Origin of the sequence: Wolbachia endosymbiont of Frankliniella intonsa, from assembly GCF_029856955.1 — a bacterium.
In the GTDB taxonomy this organism is placed as follows: domain Bacteria; phylum Pseudomonadota; class Alphaproteobacteria; order Rickettsiales; family Anaplasmataceae; genus Wolbachia.
Map to the genome: position 1 here is coordinate 640,764 of NZ_CP097148.1, position 18,881 is coordinate 659,644.

General features: G+C 33.0%; 15 protein-coding genes and 7 pseudogenes. 17 read left to right on the top strand and 5 right to left on the bottom strand.

All coding sequences use genetic code 11. The features are described 5' to 3' along the window. Positions 1-83: 83 nt before the first annotated feature. On the bottom strand, positions 84-1,817 hold the full coding sequence (dnaG, locus tag M3L71_RS03630; protein WP_280144020.1) for a DNA primase: 1,734 nt from the start codon (positions 1,815-1,817) through the stop codon (positions 84-86). 145 nt (positions 1,818-1,962) lie between these two features. On the opposite strand from dnaG, the gene ubiG reads away from it, so the two are divergent. The 3 genes from ubiG (at position 1,963) to tsaB (ending at position 4,972) form a co-directional block, all read left to right on the top strand. Continuing rightward, positions 1,963-3,129 carry a bifunctional 2-polyprenyl-6-hydroxyphenol methylase/3-demethylubiquinol 3-O-methyltransferase UbiG gene (gene ubiG / locus M3L71_RS03635; protein ID WP_280144021.1) on the top strand — a complete coding sequence of 389 codons (1,167 nt, stop codon included), beginning with the start codon at positions 1,963-1,965 and terminating at the stop codon, positions 3,127-3,129. A 107-nt stretch (positions 3,130-3,236) separates the two neighbouring features. Next, entirely contained in the window at positions 3,237-4,367 is a 1,131-nt protein-coding gene (locus tag M3L71_RS03640) for a cation:dicarboxylate symporter family transporter (RefSeq protein ID WP_280144022.1), read from the top strand. Then, on the top strand, positions 4,367-4,972 hold the full coding sequence (gene tsaB, locus M3L71_RS03645; RefSeq protein ID WP_280144023.1) for a tRNA (adenosine(37)-N6)-threonylcarbamoyltransferase complex dimerization subunit type 1 TsaB: 606 nt from the start codon (positions 4,367-4,369) through the stop codon (positions 4,970-4,972). The genes M3L71_RS03640 and tsaB overlap by 1 nt, the downstream gene beginning before the upstream one ends. On the opposite strand, the gene M3L71_RS03650 is transcribed toward tsaB, so the two are convergent. Beyond that, on the bottom strand, positions 4,942-5,526 hold the full coding sequence (locus M3L71_RS03650) for an AAA family ATPase (RefSeq protein ID WP_264377893.1): 585 nt from the start codon (positions 5,524-5,526) through the stop codon (positions 4,942-4,944). The two genes, tsaB and M3L71_RS03650, sit on opposite strands and share 31 nt — an antisense overlap. A gap of 235 nt (positions 5,527-5,761) precedes the next feature. Here M3L71_RS03650 and M3L71_RS03655 point away from each other — a divergent pair. Further along, positions 5,762-6,154: pseudogene (locus tag M3L71_RS03655) on the top strand (class II aldolase/adducin family protein); the annotation flags it as partial. Here the strand turns inward: M3L71_RS03655 and M3L71_RS03660 are convergent. Further along, entirely contained in the window at positions 6,093-6,242 is a 150-nt protein-coding gene (locus M3L71_RS03660) for a hypothetical protein (protein WP_280144200.1), read from the bottom strand. The pseudogene M3L71_RS03655 and the gene M3L71_RS03660 sit on opposite strands and share 62 nt — an antisense overlap. Here M3L71_RS03660 and M3L71_RS03665 point away from each other — a divergent pair. Both M3L71_RS03665 and M3L71_RS03670 read left to right on the top strand, forming a co-directional pair. Then, positions 6,236-7,240, top strand: a pseudogene (locus M3L71_RS03665) (IS630 family transposase). The gene M3L71_RS03660 and the pseudogene M3L71_RS03665 sit on opposite strands and share 7 nt — an antisense overlap. A 13-nt stretch (positions 7,241-7,253) precedes the next feature. Continuing rightward, positions 7,254-7,574 (top strand): annotated as a pseudogene (locus M3L71_RS03670) (class II aldolase/adducin family protein); the annotation flags it as partial. A gap of 176 nt (positions 7,575-7,750) precedes the next feature. Here the strand turns inward: M3L71_RS03670 and M3L71_RS03675 are convergent. Continuing rightward, positions 7,751-8,398: a heme exporter protein CcmB gene (locus tag M3L71_RS03675; protein ID WP_280144024.1), complete on the bottom strand. Its 648-nt coding sequence runs from the start codon at positions 8,396-8,398 to the stop codon at positions 7,751-7,753. 109 nt (positions 8,399-8,507) lie between these two features. Here M3L71_RS03675 and M3L71_RS03680 point away from each other — a divergent pair, with 109 nt between their 5' ends. The 7 genes and pseudogenes from M3L71_RS03680 to M3L71_RS03710 form a co-directional block, all read left to right on the top strand. Beyond that, positions 8,508-8,885 carry a TraR/DksA family transcriptional regulator gene (locus tag M3L71_RS03680; RefSeq protein WP_280144025.1) on the top strand — a complete coding sequence of 126 codons (378 nt, stop codon included), beginning with the start codon at positions 8,508-8,510 and terminating at the stop codon, positions 8,883-8,885. Positions 8,886-9,016: 131 nt separating this feature from the next. Beyond that, positions 9,017-9,691 (top strand): annotated as a pseudogene (locus M3L71_RS03685) (IS4 family transposase); the annotation flags it as partial. Positions 9,692-9,734: 43 nt separating this feature from the next. Next, a complete protein-coding gene (locus M3L71_RS03690) occupies positions 9,735-10,730 on the top strand; it encodes an IS630 family transposase (protein WP_280144026.1) in 996 nt (331 codons plus the stop codon). Positions 10,731-10,926: 196 nt separating this feature from the next. Then, positions 10,927-11,553 carry a TRP75-related protein gene (locus M3L71_RS03695; RefSeq protein ID WP_264374844.1) on the top strand — a complete coding sequence of 209 codons (627 nt, stop codon included), beginning with the start codon at positions 10,927-10,929 and terminating at the stop codon, positions 11,551-11,553. A gap of 16 nt (positions 11,554-11,569) precedes the next feature. After that, positions 11,570-12,850, top strand: a complete 1,281-nt coding sequence (gene ispG / locus M3L71_RS03700; protein ID WP_280144027.1) for a flavodoxin-dependent (E)-4-hydroxy-3-methylbut-2-enyl-diphosphate synthase — start codon at positions 11,570-11,572, stop codon at positions 12,848-12,850. 387 nt (positions 12,851-13,237) lie between these two features. Then, positions 13,238-14,244: pseudogene (locus M3L71_RS03705) on the top strand (IS630 family transposase). 5 nt (positions 14,245-14,249) lie between these two features. Further along, positions 14,250-14,622: pseudogene (locus tag M3L71_RS03710) on the top strand (IS4 family transposase); the annotation flags it as partial. A gap of 19 nt (positions 14,623-14,641) precedes the next feature. Here the strand turns inward: M3L71_RS03710 and M3L71_RS03715 are convergent. Continuing rightward, positions 14,642-14,971 (bottom strand): hypothetical protein, encoded by a 330-nt coding sequence (locus tag M3L71_RS03715; protein WP_280144028.1) that lies wholly within the window; start codon positions 14,969-14,971, stop codon positions 14,642-14,644. Between the two features lie 151 nt (positions 14,972-15,122). On the opposite strand from M3L71_RS03715, the gene gap reads away from it, so the two are divergent. The 4 genes and pseudogenes from gap to M3L71_RS03735 all read left to right on the top strand — a co-directional run. Continuing rightward, positions 15,123-16,094, top strand: coding sequence for a type I glyceraldehyde-3-phosphate dehydrogenase (gap, locus tag M3L71_RS03720; RefSeq protein WP_280144029.1), 972 nt, complete (start codon positions 15,123-15,125; stop codon positions 16,092-16,094). Between the two features lie 3 nt (positions 16,095-16,097). Beyond that, on the top strand, positions 16,098-16,856 hold the full coding sequence (gene tatC / locus M3L71_RS03725) for a twin-arginine translocase subunit TatC (RefSeq protein ID WP_280144030.1): 759 nt from the start codon (positions 16,098-16,100) through the stop codon (positions 16,854-16,856). Between the two features lie 456 nt (positions 16,857-17,312). Further along, positions 17,313-18,497: a hypothetical protein gene (locus tag M3L71_RS03730; protein ID WP_280144031.1), complete on the top strand. Its 1,185-nt coding sequence runs from the start codon at positions 17,313-17,315 to the stop codon at positions 18,495-18,497. A gap of 141 nt (positions 18,498-18,638) precedes the next feature. Then, positions 18,639-18,777, top strand: a pseudogene (locus M3L71_RS03735) (IS6 family transposase); the annotation flags it as partial. Between the last annotated feature and the right edge of the window lie 104 nt (positions 18,778-18,881).

Genomic DNA, 18,881 nt, shown 5'->3' on the forward strand with positions numbered 1-18,881 from the left:
AAACCAGAAATATACTAGAATAAGCTATTTTAAGCAACTACTAATACAGTGTTTTTCTAATAATTTTGAACATCTTAAGCCATCTACTTTTGAATAAATTCCATTTGCATTTCTTGTATACTATCCTCTATTTGCTTTATTTGTTCTATTAGCCTTTCCTCTAAGTCAAAATTACCGCCCAGCCTTGCTTTAATTTTTTCTTCTTGTAATACATTTAATTCTTTCCGTAATACTATGTTATTCCAGACAGTTTCTGCCGATCTCTTCTCACTTAATTGACTATTTAGTACGCTAGTTTTTTCAAATATAAACTTTATAACACTAGACTCCTGTAGTAGAATTTCTTTATTAAAGTTGCTCTTACTAGTTACCATATTAATTACGCACTGTTGTAATTTTTTCATCTCATTAGTAAATTCGAAATGAGAAAATTGCTCAAAAAATATAGGACGGTTCAAGATTTCAGGAAATTCTACGGCTATACGCAAAATTATGGCCTGATTTTGCTCTGCTTCAATTAGCTCTGGAGATTTATTGTAAAGATACTCACCTTTTGTTGCTTTGCTATTAAAAATCAGCTTTTTAAAGTTTCTTCTTAATTCACTGACCTTATTGTAAAAATAATCTCTATAATACCTTCTAATACTGCTGTTACCGATAGCATTGACATATTTCATGAACTTGTGCTCAAGAATTGAATATTTTTCCGGAGCAAATTTTTCATAATTTTGCAAATTGCTACCAATTATGTGATGCCATAAATATTCAGAGTGCAGTTCTGTTGAGTGGTTAAAAGCAGAGAGTACTTCTTCTGTCTTATATTCTAGCTCATTGCATATATCGTATGGGTCCTTATTGTTTGGCAAAGTCACGAACTTCAATGTGTATCCAGGCTCCAGTATCGGTAGAACAAGTTCTGCAATTCGAATAGCAGCATGACGTCCGGCACTATCGCCATCCATACAGATGGAAATTTCTTTAGCAAATTTCCATAGATTTTTTATCTGCTCTGCAGAAATTGCGGTACCAAGCGGAGCAACTGTATTGCTAATTCCCGCTTGATGTAGTGCTATTACATCCATATATCCTTCAACAACAAATAGATGCTGTTTTTTGCGTATTTCACTCAAAGCAAAGTTTAATCCATATAAATTTTCTCTTTTCTTAAAGAGCTGATTCTCTGGGCTGTTTAAATACTTCGGCTGTTGCTCAGAGTTCAGCGCACGTCCGCCAAAACCAATAACTTTGCCCGTGATGTTGTGTATAGGAAATATCAGCCGATCATAGAAATAATCACGAGAATTCTTATTTATTAACCCAACATCGATCAAAATCTCGTCTTTAATACCAGAGGAGTTCAAATATTCCTTCAAGCCAGAACTTGGTGCATAACCTATCTTAAATTTATCTATGATTTTGAGTGAGATCTTGCGCTGCCTTAAATAAGCCATAACACCTCGATTTTTCTGCGCGAACCAACTTGCAGCTAAATTCAGTGCTGAAAACAGTTTGTCATTTTCTTTAGCAAAGCTGAGGTTTTTGGGTAACTCAACACCTGCAACAGATGCCAATTTTTCCAACGCTTCCTTAAAACTTAAGTCTTCAGTTTGTGAAATAAATTCAAACACATCACCATGAGCTGAGCAACCGAAACAATAATATAAACCCTTAATATTGCTGACCGAAAAAGATGGAGTTTTTTCGTTATGAAATGGGCAGAGTCCAACAAAACTATCTCCTCTTTTTATTAACCTAACTTTTTTTCCTACTATGTCGGACAACAATAATTTTGACTTTATAATATCTATATGATCCATTTTACCGAATTAGTAGTGGTAGGATAAAAATTATATAGAATTTATGCATATCTGACTCTAAATTTATTGAGAAAGATCAGGAGAGCTTGACAAAAAGCTCAAAATAAATTACCCATATAAATACCCTTAAGTTGCAATTTCTTATATGTCAGATGTGATATCAGTTGCTTCAGACCACGCAGGTTATGAACTAAAATCAGAAATAAAGGCTTACTTGGAAACTTTAGATTATACAGTGATAGACCATGGCTGCACTGCTGAACAAAAGAGTGTAGACTACCCTGACTATGCTGCTGAAGTTGTAGAAGATATAACAAACAAAAAAGCAAATTATGGAATATTAATTTGTGGTACAGGTTTGGGCATGAGTACCGTGGCAAATCGTTTTGAAGGAATCTATGCTGCTTTATGTAATAGTGTTGAGATCGCAAAATTAGCTCGCGAGCATGGCAACGCGAATATACTTTGTCTTGGTGCAGGGTTTACTGCGAGTGGATTAGCAAAAGACATAGTCAAACAATTCCTCGAAACAGAATTTTCAAAAGAAAGTAGACATAAAGAACGCCTTGATAAACTTAGCAATATTAGCAAGAAAAAAACCACAAAAACTTATAACGAAGATGAAATATCAAAATTCGCTAAAATAGCAGGTGAATGGTGGAATGAGAATGGCAAATTCAAGCCATTGCACATGATGAATCCTGTGAGAGTATCATACATCATTGAGAAAATAAAAGAATTAAAAAAATGCGATTTAAAAGAACTATCATTGCTCGATGTTGGTTGTGGTGGTGGCATTTTGTCAGAGTCAATGGCTCGTATTGGTATTAGCGTTGCAGGAATAGATGTATGTGAGGAAAACATAAAAGTGGCACAGTCGCATGCGAAGAAAGTAGGGTTAAATATAGAATACACACACACTAGCATTGAAGAGCTAAGCAATGACAAGAAGTGTGACGTGGTTTTGTTGATGGAAGTGGTTGAACATGTCGATAATTTAGAGTTTTTCATGAAAAAAGCAATAGAGCTGTTGAAGCCAGAAGGGCTAATTTTTATATCGACGATAAATAGAACTATTAAATCCTTCTGTCTTGCAATAGTCGGCGCAGAGTACATATTAAACTGGCTGCCAAAAGGCACACATAATTGGAATAAATTTCTCAAGCCATCAGAAATTGCAAATCATCTAAGGGAAAACAACGTAATACTGCAAAACATGGCTGGTATGGAATATAATGTAATAAAGCGTGAATGGAACTTGACCAAAGGTGTGGATGTTAATTATATACTTTGTGGAAACGTTGTAACTTGAAATCTCATTCAAGTACTAGAAGGTAATGCAAATATTTTAGGCAGTTTTACTTTACTTAGCAGCTAATTTATCATATGTATTTACATAGGATATCGCTATATTAGAATATGTTACAATTACTAACCTTACTTGCTGTTATCACTTCGGTTGTATTTTTTGGTCATCTAGTTCCAATGGAAGTGAAAACCTTCTTGTATTCAATAAGCCTTAGTATAAAAGAGATCTTACTATTTATAATGCCTTTTATTGTTTTTGCATTAATCTTTAGTAGTGTTAACAATCTTAAGCAGTCGGCTATAAAGTTTATATTGTTACTTATTATAACGATTTTCTTGTCGAATCTAGCTTCAAGTTTAATAGCTTATTCTGTTGGGCATTTCATCACACAAAACACTTATTCAATACAAGATATAACATATGAAGAAACAATTGTTCCTTTATGGTCATTTAGGATACCTGCATTGCTTTCTAATTTTTGTGCCCTTGCTTGTGGATTTGTGTTAAGCATATTAGTGTCCACAATATTACCAAAAAAAAGCAAAGAGCTCTCGAACAAAATGTTAGATTTAACTCTCTTTATTTTGAAGACATTTTTGACGCCAATTATTCCAATGTTTGTACTTGGTCTTGCTTTAAAAATGGAACATGATCAGGTTTTACCCATAATATTTAAGGATTACTCAATAATTTTTATTATTATATCATCTGCAACTTACCTTTATGTTTTTCTCTTATATGGAGCAGCAAATTCGTTCAAGATCACAAGCTGGATAGCTAGTATAGGTAATATGATACCAGCATTTATTACTGCAATGAGCACAATGTCTAGTAATGCAGCTATGCCGCTTACTCTTGAAGGAAGCAAAAAAAATGTAAAGCAGCATGATATAGCATCGTCTGTTGTGCCAATAACTGCTAGCTTTCATTTGGTAGGTGATTGCTTTTTTATTATAATACTATCAATGATAATGACTTTTGGTGGTGCATTGTCTGCAACAGACTATGTGACTTTCCTTCTCTACTTTCTGTTATTTAAATTTGCTATTGTTGCAGTTCCAGCGGGAGGAATTATGGTAATGTTGCCTGTTCTTGAGAAGTATCTTAAATTCTCTCCAGAGATGCTTTCATTAATTACAGCATTGTATATAGTATTTGACCCAATAATAACTTCAGCAAATGTTATGGGTAACGGTGCGTTCACTATGATGTTTACAAAGCTCTATGATAAGCTTAAGTGATGTCCATTCTAGCAATTAATACTGTAGGTGCTGGTAGTTCAATAGCAGTAATTGATTACGATGGTAATTGTTTTGTAGAACGCAATTCTGCAAACAATAGTCATGCAGAATCATTTTTTCAAATACTGAATACTTTGTTTGATAAGCATAATTACAGCTACGATAAAATAGACCATTTAGCAGTGATAGTTGGACCAGGAAGTTTTACTGGAATCAGAGTTGGTATATCAACTGCACAAGGTATAAATCTTGCTACAAATAAGCCGTTATATGGGGTTAGTGAGCTGGAAGCTCAAGCATATGCAATATCGCTACTTTGTGCAAATAGCAAAAAAAATATTAAAGCTATAATCGAAGATGATCAAAAGTTTTATACACAGTTATTTGATTTCAATTTGTTACCGCTATCAAATCCTGCTTTAGTAAGTGAACTCCAGCCTGAAACGGACTGCATTACATATATGGATTGCAGTTTACCAGAGTTAAATGCTAGCCATGCAGGGCTATTAGTCCGTTATAGACTAAAAAATAAACAAAAATTAAATGGTGTTGAGGCTCTATATTTAAATGAGCCTCAGTATATGAAATCGTTGCCTATTGCGTAAACACTATTAATTTGGCCAAGTTTGTACATCTGACTTACTATTTCTTCTGCTACTTCTTTTATACTCATATTTGAATTTTCTATCTCTATAGCATTTGGTGGCACAAATAAATTTTCCGCTCTAAATTTAATACTATTTATATTGGTAACCTTCCTATTTTTTCTTTGCTTTTTTAATATAGTACGCTCTTGTAATATCAATGGATTGCACCTAAGTACTATGGGAAGGATTTTTGTGCTCATTTTTTTACTAAGTTCTACTATTGAGTTATATATTGTTATGTTGTCATTATTATTTTTCATTAAGTCATCAAGAAATATATAATTTTTTGAATCAATTGGATAGGCTTCTACTGCCTGAAGCATAACCTGCACAATGTTATATATTCTATTTTGAACTTCTTTGGAAGTTTGATTATATTCAAATCCACTTACAATTAGTGCATTTATCATACTAGATAATACTATTGCTGTAGAAAGTTTACCACTTCCTGGAAGACCAGTGATATATATGAAAAATTTTGTTAGCTGTTTTTTTATGTCAATATTTACCATATTACTCTTAATATTAAAACCTATAATTATAATAACATAAAAACAAGGCTTTAAAACATATGAAATATTACATAAAAAGCAGTTTTTATAGTTAAAATATTATGCAATCTAGAAATGTAAACTCTAATCACCTAAGGCAAGTAAAAGTGCTTATTATTTTAAAGTAGGTTCACTTTTTAGTTTATAATAAACTTTTTTTCACGTATAAATCCTTAGAAAATTTTAGTCAAGAGCTATGTTATTAACAAATAGTGAGTTGAAAAGAGACCTAGTTAACGCCTATCAGATTTTATCTTATCTTAAATGAGATGATCATACGTATACTCATCTCTCTGTACGTTCTGAAGATAAAAAGTCATTTTATGTTTATCCGTTTGGTATACGTTTTTATGAAGTAGATGAAAGTTCATTGATGAAAGTATCGTTTGATGGGAATATAATTGAAGGCAAAGAATATCAATATAATAAAACTGGCTATGTAATCCATGTCTTCATTTATCAAGCAAGGAAAGATATTCAAGCAATTTTTCATCTACATACACCTTCTATTGTAGCAGTTTCTTCTCTCAAGGATGGATTACTCCCAATAAGTCAGTGGGCACTGCACTTTTATAATAAGTTATCTTATACCAATTCCCGCTATAGAAAGAACAGATAGAGAATAATGGGGAAAAAGTCATACTAGAGTAAGTGAAATAGCGAGGTATAAATGGCATTAAGGTCAAAACTATTAGACGAAAGAGTTGTAAATTTAGCGAAAGAAATGTTAAAAAAGGTAAGAAATAACGCATATGTTTCAAAAAAGTTACAAGCGGTGATAGCAGGAAAAGAAAGTAGTATAAGCGCTGTGGCAAGAATATGTAAAATTTCAAGGACTGCTTTGACTGAATGGATAAAGCATCTAAAATTTGGTAGAGTAGAAAAATTATTTGCCCCGTTTCAGCGGAGAAGAAAAAGCAAATTAAACAAAAATCAACGTGAGCAAATTGAAATATGGGTAGAAAGAAATCCAAATATTACTATTAAGGAAGTACAAATAAAAATCTCAGAGGAATTTGCCCTAAACATCAGCAAATCAACAGTGCACCGTGAGATACAAAGGATGAAATTTTCTTACATAACACCGAGGCCAATGCACCATAAACAAGATAAAAACAAGCAAGAAGAGTTTAAAAGGTACTTCAATAAAATAGTCAATTTCCACCCTAAAAGGGAGGTGTTTTTTTTGATGAATCACGATTTGGGACTCATTCAAAAATCGGACACGGATGGTTTAAAAGGGTTCAGAACGCAGGTTAAAATGAAAATTGGTAGACAAAATTTCTATATCTAAAGTGCGGTAAATCCAAGAAGTGGTAAGAAAATCAGCCTACTTGCTCCATATGTAAACACTGATTGTATGAATATATTTCTGGAGCAGATGTCGAAAGATTTAGGCACGAAAGAAGCCTTTCTTGTAATGGATTGTGCAAGTTGGCATAGATCAAAAAGTTTGAAAATTCAGGAAAACATTACCATCATATACTTGCCTCCTTATTCACCGGAACTGAATCCTGTTGAAAGGTTGTGGCAATATATCAAATACAATACTTTACGCAATAGTATCTACGATACCATAGGTTTACTTGAAGATGTTTTGTGTAATTTTATTGTCAATATTTCCAGTACTACTATTAAACGAGTTTGTAATGTTTCTTATTTGTTCCGTCAGTAATGGATTTTGGTATTACCATGATTATAATTCCCTGGCACTTGATGATACAGAAGGAAAAAGATTAATAGCTGATTTGAAAGAAAATTTTGTGATGTTAATGCGCAATCATGGATCTATAACATGTGGTCAGACTATACAAGAAGCAATGTTTTATACGTATCACTTAGAACAATCTTGTAAAACTCAATGCCTGACGCTAGCAATGAATAGGGAGTTGTCAATTCCAAGTGAAGAAATTTGCTCAAAAGCCGTAAAGGATCTTCTGTCTTTCGAAAGCAATCTTGGTGAGAGAGATTGGTACGCATGGGTTAGGTTGATTAAAGGTAAGTTATAAAAGTTTCTGACTCTTCGATAGATATTAGATTTCTTGCATAATCAGCCAGTCTGAAATCCAATAATGGTTTCACACTCTGTAACTCTTCAATTCATGCAAGAAGTCTAATGTCTCCATCTCTACTTAAGTTAACACCCTTAACTAAGCAGATACAAGTAAATAACTAGTAAGTTTTTTCAATCCTGCTCCACAGCAAATTTTAATGCTATGTGAGTAGTTATAGTGCTGTTAACAATTAAAATGACAAAAACTAAGATGGTGATTAGTAGTGTATAAATATTCAAGGATAAATTTTCAAATTGAGTTAGCAATTTGAAATATACAAAAGTTGGCATTATCATTGGCAAAGCAAGAATTTGCGACACTCCTGATGCTAAGTTATTTCGACCAATCATCAATGCATTTCCAGTAGCTGAAATATTAATGATTATCAGCGTATTAAATAATAAAGACACTCCAACTGCTATTGAATGTTCAATATTATTGCCTAGAATTGCAAAGCTGAACATGAAAGAAATCACTGAAATCGGTAACCCAAATAACAACCAGTGAGCGAAGATTTTATAAGCAACTATCAGCCTAGAAGAGAGTGGCTGTACAAAGATTTGCTCTAATATTCCATCATGATAATCAGATGTAAATAAATTATTTGTAGAGATCTGCAAAACAAATGTAGCACATATCCATGTTAATGTTAATATAACTTCTTGTTTACTGTTGTTTTCAAGTGTATATGAAGATAAACTTAACATTATAATAAAAATACATACTATATAAGTAAGATTATTATCATTTATTACTAATTTTTTTACCGAACTAATCATACCAGGATTTTAAATGTTTATTATAAATTATAGTGTTTACTTTGAGGGTAGTATAATTTTTTTTTGTTTATAAGTTATATAAGTTTTAATATATTTTATTGATAATGCTATGGAAAAATTAATAAAAATAAAGTTACCGGAAGATTACTTTCCTTCAGAAAATGAAGAATATATGAACGTAAAACAACTGGAATACTTTAGCTTAAAGTTAAAATCAATACTCTCTGAACTGGAGAAACAAGATCTAGAAGATAGTAGTATTTATTCTGATAGTGAAAATGGAGAATTAATTAAGCGCCGAAAAGATAGAAAAGAAAAAATTAAGGAGGCGTTGGAAAAAATAAAATTAGGCATTTATGGTTACTGCGATGGAACGGGAGAAGAAATAGGAGTCGAAAGACTTAAAGCTAATCCGCTTGCTATGTATTGTATTGAAGAACAAGAGAGAATAGAAAAAGAAAAGAACGTGTATAACATTAATGATTAGAACTTGTCGGGAGTGTTAAATAAACCATACGCGTCAAGTTAAGGAACTGTGGTAATAAACTTAGTGTAAGGAAGAGAAAGAAAAGATATAAGTTCTCTTAAATCTAACAAAGAAAACGGAGAACTTATACAATGAAAAGAATAGTTTGCATCTCAAAAAAGCTCAAAGAATTTTTTAATGAAAAAGCAGATAAAATCTCAGCTACAACAGGGTTCATAAAAAGAAAGAGGAAGCTAAAAGGCTCGTCGTTCATAAAAGCCATCGTTTTGGATAATATAGGGGTTGATAATTGTAGTATAGAGACAGTGTGTCAATTATTGAATGAAGACTCGATAAATATAACAAAACAAGGTCTGGACTTTAGATTTACCAAGGAAGCAGTGGAATTTATGAAAAGAATGTATAATGAATCTTTAACGTTACTTAAAAATACCTTACAAGTTGATTGCAGAATCTTGAAGCACTTTGGAGGTGTTAAATTATTAGACAGCAGCTACATTAGCTTACCTAACAGTATGGAAGACATGTATAAAGGTTATGGTACCAGCTACAGTGGTTATGAAAGCAATACTAAGTCTGGAATAAAGTTACAATTAGTTTTTGACTACCTAAACCAGACATTAGACCAGCTTAATATAACTGAAGGAATAAGGTCAGATCAGGGTTATAGAAGCCATTTAAGCAATATATCGAACAACGATTTACTAATATCTGATTTGGGTTATTTTGTGCCAAGTTCTTTTAAACACATCAATGAAATAGGAGCTTATTTCATAAGTCGTTATAAATCCGATACTATAGTATTTCCCAAAGCAAATGATAAAGGTATAACAAAGTATTTGAGTTATAATGGCATATAGTGTGGATTTAAGGGAAAAGGCAGTATTGATGATAGAAAAAGGGAAGACAAAGGTTGAGATAGCAGAGCTCATGGAGATAGGAATAGCAACTCTGTACCGCTGGTTAAAAAAGAAAGCTGATGGTGAAAGCTTAAAGCCATCTAAAAACGGTAGCTTTATTCGAAAAATAGACCCAAAAATACTCGAAGAATATGTTACAAAGAATCCAGATCATACTCTGGCAGAGATGAAACAAAATCTTGGATTTGGAATAAATTCAATTTGGTATAGACTAAAACAGCTAAAAATTACTTTAAAAAAAGTCACACTATATCAAGAGCGCAATCAAGAAGATAGGCAGCAATTTATTGATAAAATCTCAAAAATAGAACATTCCAGCATCTTATATATAGATGAAGCAGGAGTTGATAATAAGTTATACCGAGAATATGGACGTGCTCCAAGAGGAAAGAAAATTTATGCAGATATTCCAGGGAGAACTCGAGAGAGAATCAGTATAGTAGCCGGGTGGATTGGAATGAGATTTATTGCACCAATGACTTTCAAAGGTGGGTGTGAAAAAGAGGTATTCAATATATTGTTGGAGAAGATGTTATTACCTAAATTGCCACTTGGCACAACCATAGTTATGGATAATGCTACATTTCATAAGACCACTAAAACAAAATCATTAATAGAGTCTTTTGGCTTTCATGTGCTGTATCTTCCAACATATTCACCAGATTTGAATCCCATAGAACACTGTTGGCATACCATCAAAAGCCGCCTCAGACCTCTAATGTATAAATGTACAGAATTACAACTTTTGGTTGGTAATACCATAATGGAAATTTATCCATTCATTTTAGAAAATACTATAGTTTTGTTGTATTCTGTATCTATCAGGGAGTTAAGCTTGATAAAGAGAAGAAAAACGACTTGTCTCAAGATAAACCAAACGGAAAAGTTGATGCAAGCAATGTCGTTAGTCATGAAACACCACTGATTGACTTGTTGAGTTGATAATGCTCTTCTTGTAAGGGTGTTACGTAAAATTTGTAACACCTTAAATTTCCTTTAGATTATGTAGGTTTTGGTAGTAAATTTTTTAGAAAGATGTTTGTATTATAAAGTTGGTAGAGATTCTGATTTACTTGAAGTTTGTTAATCGGTATCTTTTAAAATGCAATATTCACTATAGTATGCTTAAGATCTTTTCTAAAGTTTTATTTATATTAATACTTTTGGTTTCTAGTTTCTTTACTGTACATAATGTTGAAGCGAAGTCTAATGTAAAGTTCAGTAAGAGGTACATACCTCCTGGTAACCCTGGTGGTGCAAACTTTCATGCAGACGAGGATTTTGCTGAGTCATATAAACTGTATGAGAAGCGTAGGGAGCTCCTCAAGAAAAAAAAGTTACAAGATCTAGCTATAAATAAAGAAGATCTAATCAAAAAATTAAAAGAAAAAAAAATTGCTAGCCTTGATAACGAGCCAAACAACGTGGGAGCTTGCATAGTTGAAGATGGGGAGGATGCTATGATCAATCAGCATGGTATTAATCTTGCACGTTTAAAGGGTGCTGTATTTATAGATCAAGAGCCAGTTTCTCAGTATGAAAGTAAGCAGCATAAAAGTGAACAACAAAAAGGGAAAAAAGTTACTTCAACACGAGAAAAAAAAGTTTCCCCTATAAATGTTACTATAAAAGAAAGTCCATCAAGAAGAACGTGCTCTCATGATTCTATTACTGATCTAAATAGAACACCACAGCATAGTTTAAATGGCTCAAGTTCATTTGGAAGTGTAGTTGACACAGTAAAATAGTGTCACGATTAATAATATGCTAGATAGAGACCTGACATTGAGTGATGATGCATATGAGCCATCGCCGGTTTCCAGGCATAAAACTCATACTGTAAAAGTTGGACAAGTGAAGATAGGTGGAAATAATCCTATAGTTGTTCAATCCATGGCACTTGGTGCACATATAGATTCTGACAACATAAAAAGCAGTGCTCAGAAATATGCAAAAGAAGTAATAGAACTAGCGCATGCAGGTTCAGAATTGGTGCGAATTGCTTTGAATTCAGAGGAAGTAGCAAAAGCAATACCTTATATAGTAGAGGAAATAAATAAAGAAGGCTTTGATGGTAAGATATTAGTAGGCTGTGGACAATATGAGCTCTACAGGCTGATTCAGGATTATCCAGACAACATTAAAATTCTGGGTAAAATTAGGATAAATCCAGGTAATATAGGCTTTGGTGATAAACGTGATGAAAAATTTGAAAAAATTATAGAGTATGCAATAACGCATGATCTTCCTGTCAGAATTGGAGTAAATTGGGGTAGTCTTGATAAGTACCTTTCACAAAAATTAATGGATGAAAACTCCTTATCTAGTAATCCAAAAACTTCTGATGTTATATTACGTAAGACGCTTGTAATGTCTGCTCTTGGTAGTGCAAAAAAAGCTGAAAAGATTGGCCTTAATGCAGAGAAAATAATCATTTCATGTAAAGTCAGTAGAGTGCAAGATTTAATTTTAGTTTATACTGCACTTGTAAAATCTTCCAATTATGCGCTGCATTTGGGTTTAACCGAAGCTGGTATGGGTAACAAAGGCGTAGTAAATACCACAGCAGGGCTTACTTATTTATTGCAAAATGGTATTGGAGACACTATCCGGGCTTCTTTAACTCAGCGCCCTGGTGAATCACGCACTAATGAGGTGGTAGTATGTCAGGAAATACTGCAGTCTATAGGTTTGCGCTACTTTAACCCTCAGGTGAGTTCATGTCCTGGTTGTGGACGCACAAGTAGCGATCGTTTTCGTATATTAACTGAGGAAGTAAATGGCTACATAAAAACTCATATGCCGGTATGGAAGAAAAAGAATCCTGGTGTAGAGTATATGAAAGTTGCTGTTATGGGATGCATAGTAAATGGTCCTGGAGAGAGCAAACATGCAAATCTGGGGATCAGCCTGCCTGGGTATGGAGAAAAACATGTTTCAGCAGTCTACAAAGACGGCAAATATTTCAAAACTTTACAAGGTGATAATATTTTTGAAGAATTTAAGGAAATTATTAGTGATTATGTGGAGAAGCATTACACATGAGCCTTTCACAAGTTTGTACTTAGACTACATTCTGTTTAGTGAACGTCAAATGAGACAATAAAGAACGTAAATTTAAAAAATAGATAATAGGGTTTCTTCTGCCTTTTTTTTATATGGTAAATTTCTTAATATTTAGATTGGCCCAGAGTAGTATAGAGATGTTATTCCAGTATCAAGGACTGAAGTTTCCTGATCTACAATATTTGTACAGTTATGAAATAGATGCAATTTGACATAAAAGCTTTACTTTTTGAAATTTTGGGTTACGTTTAATTTAACATATTTCAGTGGGGAATTTATTGTAATACCAATTCCCGCTATAGAAAGAACAGATAGAGAATAATGGGGAAAAAGTCATACTAGAGTAAGTGAAATAGCGAGGTATAAATGGCATTAAGGTCAAAACTATTAGACGAAAGAGTTGTAAATTTAGCGAAAGAAATGTTAAAAAAGGTAAGAAATAACGCATATGTTTCAAAAAAGTTACAAGCGGTGATAGCAGGAAAAGAAAGTAGTATAAGCGCTGTGGCAAGAATATGTAAAATTTCAAGGACTGCTTTGACTGAATGGATAAAGCATCTAAAATTTGGTAGAGTAGAAAAATTATTTGCCCCGTTTCAGCGGAGAAGAAAAAGCAAATTAAACAAAAATCAACGTGAGCAAATTGAAATATGGGTAGAAAGAAATCCAAATATTACTATTAAGGAAGTACAAATAAAAATCTCAGAGGAATTTGCCCTAAACATCAGCAAATCAACAGTGCACCGTGAGATACAAAGGATGAAATTTTCTTACATAACACCGAGGCCAATGCACCATAAACAAGATAAAAACAAGCAAGAAGAGTTTAAAAGGTACTTCAATAAAATAGTCAATTTCCACCCTAAAAGGGAGGTGTTTTTTTTGATGAATCACGATTTGGGACTCATTCAAAAATCGGACACGGATGGTTTAAAAAAGGGTTCAGAACGCAGGTTAAAATGAAAATTGGTAGACAAAATTTCTATATCTAAAGTGCGGTAAATCCAAGAAGTGGTAAGAAAATCAGCCTACTTGCTCCATATGTAAACACTGATTGTATGAATATATTTCTGGAGCAGATGTCGAAAGATTTAGGCACGAAAGAAGCCTTTCTTGTAATGGATTGTGCAAGTTGGCATAGATCAAAAAGTTTGAAAATTCAGGAAAACATTACCATCATATACTTGCCTCCTTATTCACCGGAACTGAATCCTGTTGAAAGGTTGTGGCAATATATCAAATACAATACTTTACGCAATAGTATCTACGATACCATAGGTTTACTTGAAGATGTTTTGTGTAATTTTATTGTCAATATTTCCAGTACTACTATTAAACGAGTTTGTAATGTTTCTTATTTGTTCCGTCAGTAATGGATTTTGGTATAAGATGGCAAATTGAATTATTGTTCAAATTATATAAGAGTAATATAAGGATTGATAAGCTGAGAGGAAAGCCATACAGAGTATTATGTGAGCTATATGCCAAATTGTGTGCAATTCTTATATTTCATGGAATAGTGGGTTGCACAGAACTGAAAAAAAAATACGGAGCTTAGCTTAACAAAGGCATTTATTGAGCTAAAAAGACGGGTTAGAGAGTTATTTTTAGCACTAAATAATAAAATTAAAGGCTTAAATATTTTTCTCAAAAAGCTTACCATAACTTGGTCGCAGTTTTCATTAAAAGACAAGTACAGAAAAACTAGGGTATCCACCTTAACTTCTCTAAATTTGCTCACAATCTCTTAACTTGACGCGTATGGTTTATTTAACAATCCCGCATTTCCAAATTTTGTGAAGATTCAAATTCTTCTTGCATATCCAGTATGTCTTCTATTACTTGCTGATCTTCATCTCTTTCTTCTAATTGAAATGCTGCTGCTGCTTGAGGTGTTTCTAGCAGTTTTTTTAATATTTCTGTGCGCAGTTTCTCTGGTATTGATTTCCACTGTAGCATTACTAGCATTTCATTGTGCAGCACTGACATTTTCTGTAGTGTTTTCACTTTTTCTGACAGTCCTTTATTTTCTTTTTGCAATGCTTCTATTTTTCTTTGCTGATACTGATTATCTGAATTTGTCATTGGTAATCCATGCATAACCTACTCCAAGTTAAAATTTAGATATTATTAATTAAGTGATACAGTTTCTTTAGTCAATCAATATATTATAACATTAGGATTAACAGCTAAAAGAATAGAATGAAATATCAGGCAATATCCTCTATAATAAAACTTTTAAGATGGAAAAATGACAATTCGTGTAGGAATTAATGGTCTTGGTAGAATAGGCAGAAGTGTATTGCGTGCTATTTTTGAAGTAGAAAACTATAGCGAGCAAATAGAAGTTGTGGCGGTAAATGGGTCTCTCAGTGCTGAGCAGCATGCACATTTGATTAAATATGACTCTGTTCATGGCAAATTTAACGGCGATATTGATTTTAACGAGTCTGAAAATTGGCTATCTATAAATGGCAGGAAATTTTCTTTATATAGAGAACGTAGCCCTGAAAATATTCCTTGGAATGTTGATGTAGTGCTTGAATGCACTGGTGCATTCAACAAGCGTGCGGAAGCAGCAAAGCATAATGCAGAGAGAGTAATTGTCTCTGCTCCAGTTTCAGATGCTGATGTAACTGTAGTTTACGGCGTAAATAACGATATGCTAAAAAAGGAGCATAAAGTGATCTCAGCAGGTTCTTGTACTACAAACTGTCTGGCTCCGATTGTACACATTTTACACTCCAATTTAGGTATAAAAAGCGGTTTTATGACCACTATACATGCCTATACGAATGATCAAAATATTCTTGATGGCAACCATAGAGACTTACGCAGGGCAAGAGCTTGTGGCCTTTCTATGGTGCCAACTACAACTGGAGCAGCAAAAACAATTGGTTCTGTTATTCCTCAGTTAAAGGGTAAGCTAGATGGTACTGCTATTAGAGTTCCGGTTAGCAACGTTTCTATGGTTGATTTTAAATTTACGACTGATAAGAAGGTAACAGCTGGAGAAATAAATGAAATGTTTAATAATTCAGCAAATCATGTGCTTTCCGTATGTAACGAGCCTTTAGTTTCAATAGACTTTGTCCATAACCCTTATAGTGCAATTGTGGATTTAGCTGGTACATATGTCACAGGTGATATCTGTAGAGTTGCAGCGTGGTACGATAATGAATGGGCTTTTTCACTGAGAATGTTAGATATAGCTTTATTGTAAAGTATGAACGAAAACTCACAAAAATATGCTTCATTTTATGAGCACTTTGCGGAACTTAGAAAAAGGGTTATTTTTTGCTTTCTATTTTTTTGTGTTACCTTCGGCCTTTGTTACTACTTTAAAGAAAATATATACCGCTTTTTACTTGCACCTTTAATAGAAGTTACAAAAGATAGCAATGATTTTTCTCTAATCTATACAGACTTAACAGAAGCGTTTTTTGTATATCTCAGGGTTGCAATAATGAGTGCACTGTTGTTTTCTTTTCCTGTGTTTGCATGGCAATTCTATATGTTTCTAGCACCTGGCTTATATAAAAGAGAAAGGGCAGTGTTATTGCCATACTTAATTGCAACACCGGTTTTGTTTGTAACGGGAGCCGATGTAGTTTACTACTATATATTTCCCTTAGCCTGGAAATTTTTTATTGCTTTTGAACATAGCGGTAAATCTTTCGGTATACCAATAGAGTTTATGCCATCAGTTAGTGAATATTTAGACCTTGTTCTTCAATTCATGTTTGCTTTTGGTACTGCATTTCAAATTCCAGTCATACTAACCTTAATGGTGAGAGTAGGGCTAATCACTGCACAAAGTTTGTCAAATAAACGCAGAATTGCGATAGTGGTAATTTTCATTATTGCTGCAATCTTAACTCCACCTGATGTACTAAGCCAAGTAGGGCTTGCAATTCCAATGTTGGTATTATATGAGCTGTCTATTCTGATATGTAGATATATTGAGAAGAAAGCAAAGGATTGAATCAAGAATATTATTTATAAACAAAGAATGAGCACCGGAGCGCTTTTTCTTGTTTGAGTGTTTTTGGCACCACAGCATTTTATTGATTTATTGACTTGTTTGCTTAAATATATAATAATTAAAGTATATTATTATTTTGAATAGGACAATTTTATATGCCAAGGTATGAAGAGTTAAACGAAACACAACAAGGATCATATGATAAGTTACAGACTTCGATAAAAGAAGGTGAGAATATTATCGAGAAGCTACTTGTATGAGACTGTGTTATATAGCGAAACTAGATTTCACTTTTACACACCTAGATAAGGGGTAACAGCAGACACTAGAATGACAAAATCGTTATTCTGCTACTCATTATCGCCGTATAACTATAGCTATATGTGAACTAAAAAAGTAATATTCACTAGATCTTAATATTTTAGATCTATATTTCAATAAAATATTACAATTAGTATGCATGATCCATTTAAAAGTGAGGATTACAAAAAAAATCTTGATTCTCTGATCAAAGCTATAAATCTAGGAAATCCAGAGAAACAATGTTATAAAACAGTAACAGATCTGTCTAATGCTTTAGCGGGTTTTACAGATAAGGCAGAAGATGTAGCTAAGCTTGTTATACGTGATGACTTGAATAATTGTGTAAAGAAGGCAAATAAAAAGCCATTAATTTTTAGGATATTCAATAGAATATTAGGAAGAGATGTTTCGATTAGGAATATAAGTAATTTTATAAAAGATAAATTGCCTCCTTCAACTGCTAGAACAGCAATCGAATATACAGATGTTATTCAAAAAATTTCAGATTTAGAGCGAATAGAAAGAAGTCAAGATAAATATAGGTCATATGGAATAAATTTCGAAAATAGACAGCAAAAGAAAAATCTCTTATATGAGCGAGAAGATTCAGGTTATGGAGGTTCATTAAACGAAGATCCTGAGTATGAAGAAATATCAAATTATCAAGAGGAAAAAAGTAAATCTTTAACAAAAGATTTGCGTAATCTACAATCAATTAAAGAGGAGCCGATTTATGCAACAATCTCTAAAGAACATATAGAAGCAAAAAGAGAACATATGAAGAAACAACAACTTCAATCTCTTGCACCACCAAAACCACCAAGAGTACCACCAGTACCAGAGAAAATGTTTACTGCCAATCAAAAAATTAGACAAGAACCGAAAAAAGATAAACCTGCAGTACCACCAAAGCCTAAAGATTTAGGCGAAAAAGTAAGCACAGAGCAAAAAATAGTAGTGGAAAAATCAGCTGAGAGTAACCCTATACTACCACTAAAATCTGAAAATCAAGATGGTAAAGAATCAGCAAAAAAATCTGATGGACCAAAAGTACTAGTAGTTGCTATGAAAAAAGAAGTGACTCGCGAGAGTAGTAAAGTAAAGGCATTAAAAGAAAGATTTGAGCGAAATCAAGTAAAGAACGTGTTGCCTGCTGAAAACAAAACTACTTCAGTAACACAAGCGGATATCAGTGTGAAGAGAAAACAATCTTGTTCATTTCCAGTAGGGAATAAAAAATCTTCGATCAACCATCTTGCCAGCAAAAATTTACCTTCCACGAATGTAAGTGTAAAAGAAATGGTTGCACGAATTGAAAAGAGAAAAGATGGAAGATAGTAATATTTTGGTATTTCCCTACTCATGAAAATTAGCTCTTATCATAACATTTTTACAGCCATAAGAGGAATTTTTTCGGTTCTGTCGCATTTGTAGGGAAGTAGAAAGAAGAATGATATAATTGTCTAAAAAAAAGCAAAGATGTTTCGTGTCAATCAAAAATTGTTGCCATATTTCAAAGGATTTAGCTTTTCAGAGGATGTTATCTGTATACATGAAATGTCTATTCTCTTTGAGCTATCGAGATTTGGAAGAAATGATGAGTATAAGGGGAGCAAAATTTCTGTAACAAAGCTAGGTAAATTAGTTCATATGTAAATTTAGCAAAAGTAAGCTAATATAGCTGATTTTAGCGTATAGTAAAATTATTATAAATAAAAGTTC

Bases quoted from the DNA above. Each gene is read 5' to 3' on its own strand.
- M3L71_RS03690 (WP_280144026.1), top strand. From the start codon at position 9,735: ATGGCATATAGTGTGGATTTAAGGGAAAAGGCAGTATTGATGATAGAA.
- dnaG (WP_280144020.1), bottom strand. From the start codon at position 1,817: ATGGATCATATAGATATTATAAAGTCAAAATTATTGTTGTCCGACATA.
- ispG (WP_280144027.1), top strand. From the start codon at position 11,570: ATGCTAGATAGAGACCTGACATTGAGTGATGATGCATATGAGCCATCG.
- M3L71_RS03640 (WP_280144022.1), top strand. From the start codon at position 3,237: ATGTTACAATTACTAACCTTACTTGCTGTTATCACTTCGGTTGTATTT.
- gap (WP_280144029.1), top strand. From the start codon at position 15,123: ATGACAATTCGTGTAGGAATTAATGGTCTTGGTAGAATAGGCAGAAGT.
- ubiG (WP_280144021.1), top strand. From the start codon at position 1,963: ATGTCAGATGTGATATCAGTTGCTTCAGACCACGCAGGTTATGAACTA.
- tsaB (WP_280144023.1), top strand. From the start codon at position 4,367: ATGTCCATTCTAGCAATTAATACTGTAGGTGCTGGTAGTTCAATAGCA.
- M3L71_RS03660 (WP_280144200.1), bottom strand. From the start codon at position 6,242: ATGCCATTTATACCTCGCTATTTCACTTACTCTAGTATGACTTTTTCC.
- tatC (WP_280144030.1), top strand. From the start codon at position 16,098: ATGAACGAAAACTCACAAAAATATGCTTCATTTTATGAGCACTTTGCG.
- M3L71_RS03695 (WP_264374844.1), top strand. From the start codon at position 10,927: ATGCTTAAGATCTTTTCTAAAGTTTTATTTATATTAATACTTTTGGTT.
- M3L71_RS03680 (WP_280144025.1), top strand. From the start codon at position 8,508: ATGGAAAAATTAATAAAAATAAAGTTACCGGAAGATTACTTTCCTTCA.
- M3L71_RS03715 (WP_280144028.1), bottom strand. From the start codon at position 14,971: ATGCATGGATTACCAATGACAAATTCAGATAATCAGTATCAGCAAAGA.
- M3L71_RS03675 (WP_280144024.1), bottom strand. From the start codon at position 8,398: ATGATTAGTTCGGTAAAAAAATTAGTAATAAATGATAATAATCTTACT.
- M3L71_RS03650 (WP_264377893.1), bottom strand. From the start codon at position 5,526: ATGGTAAATATTGACATAAAAAAACAGCTAACAAAATTTTTCATATAT.
- M3L71_RS03730 (WP_280144031.1), top strand. From the start codon at position 17,313: ATGCATGATCCATTTAAAAGTGAGGATTACAAAAAAAATCTTGATTCT.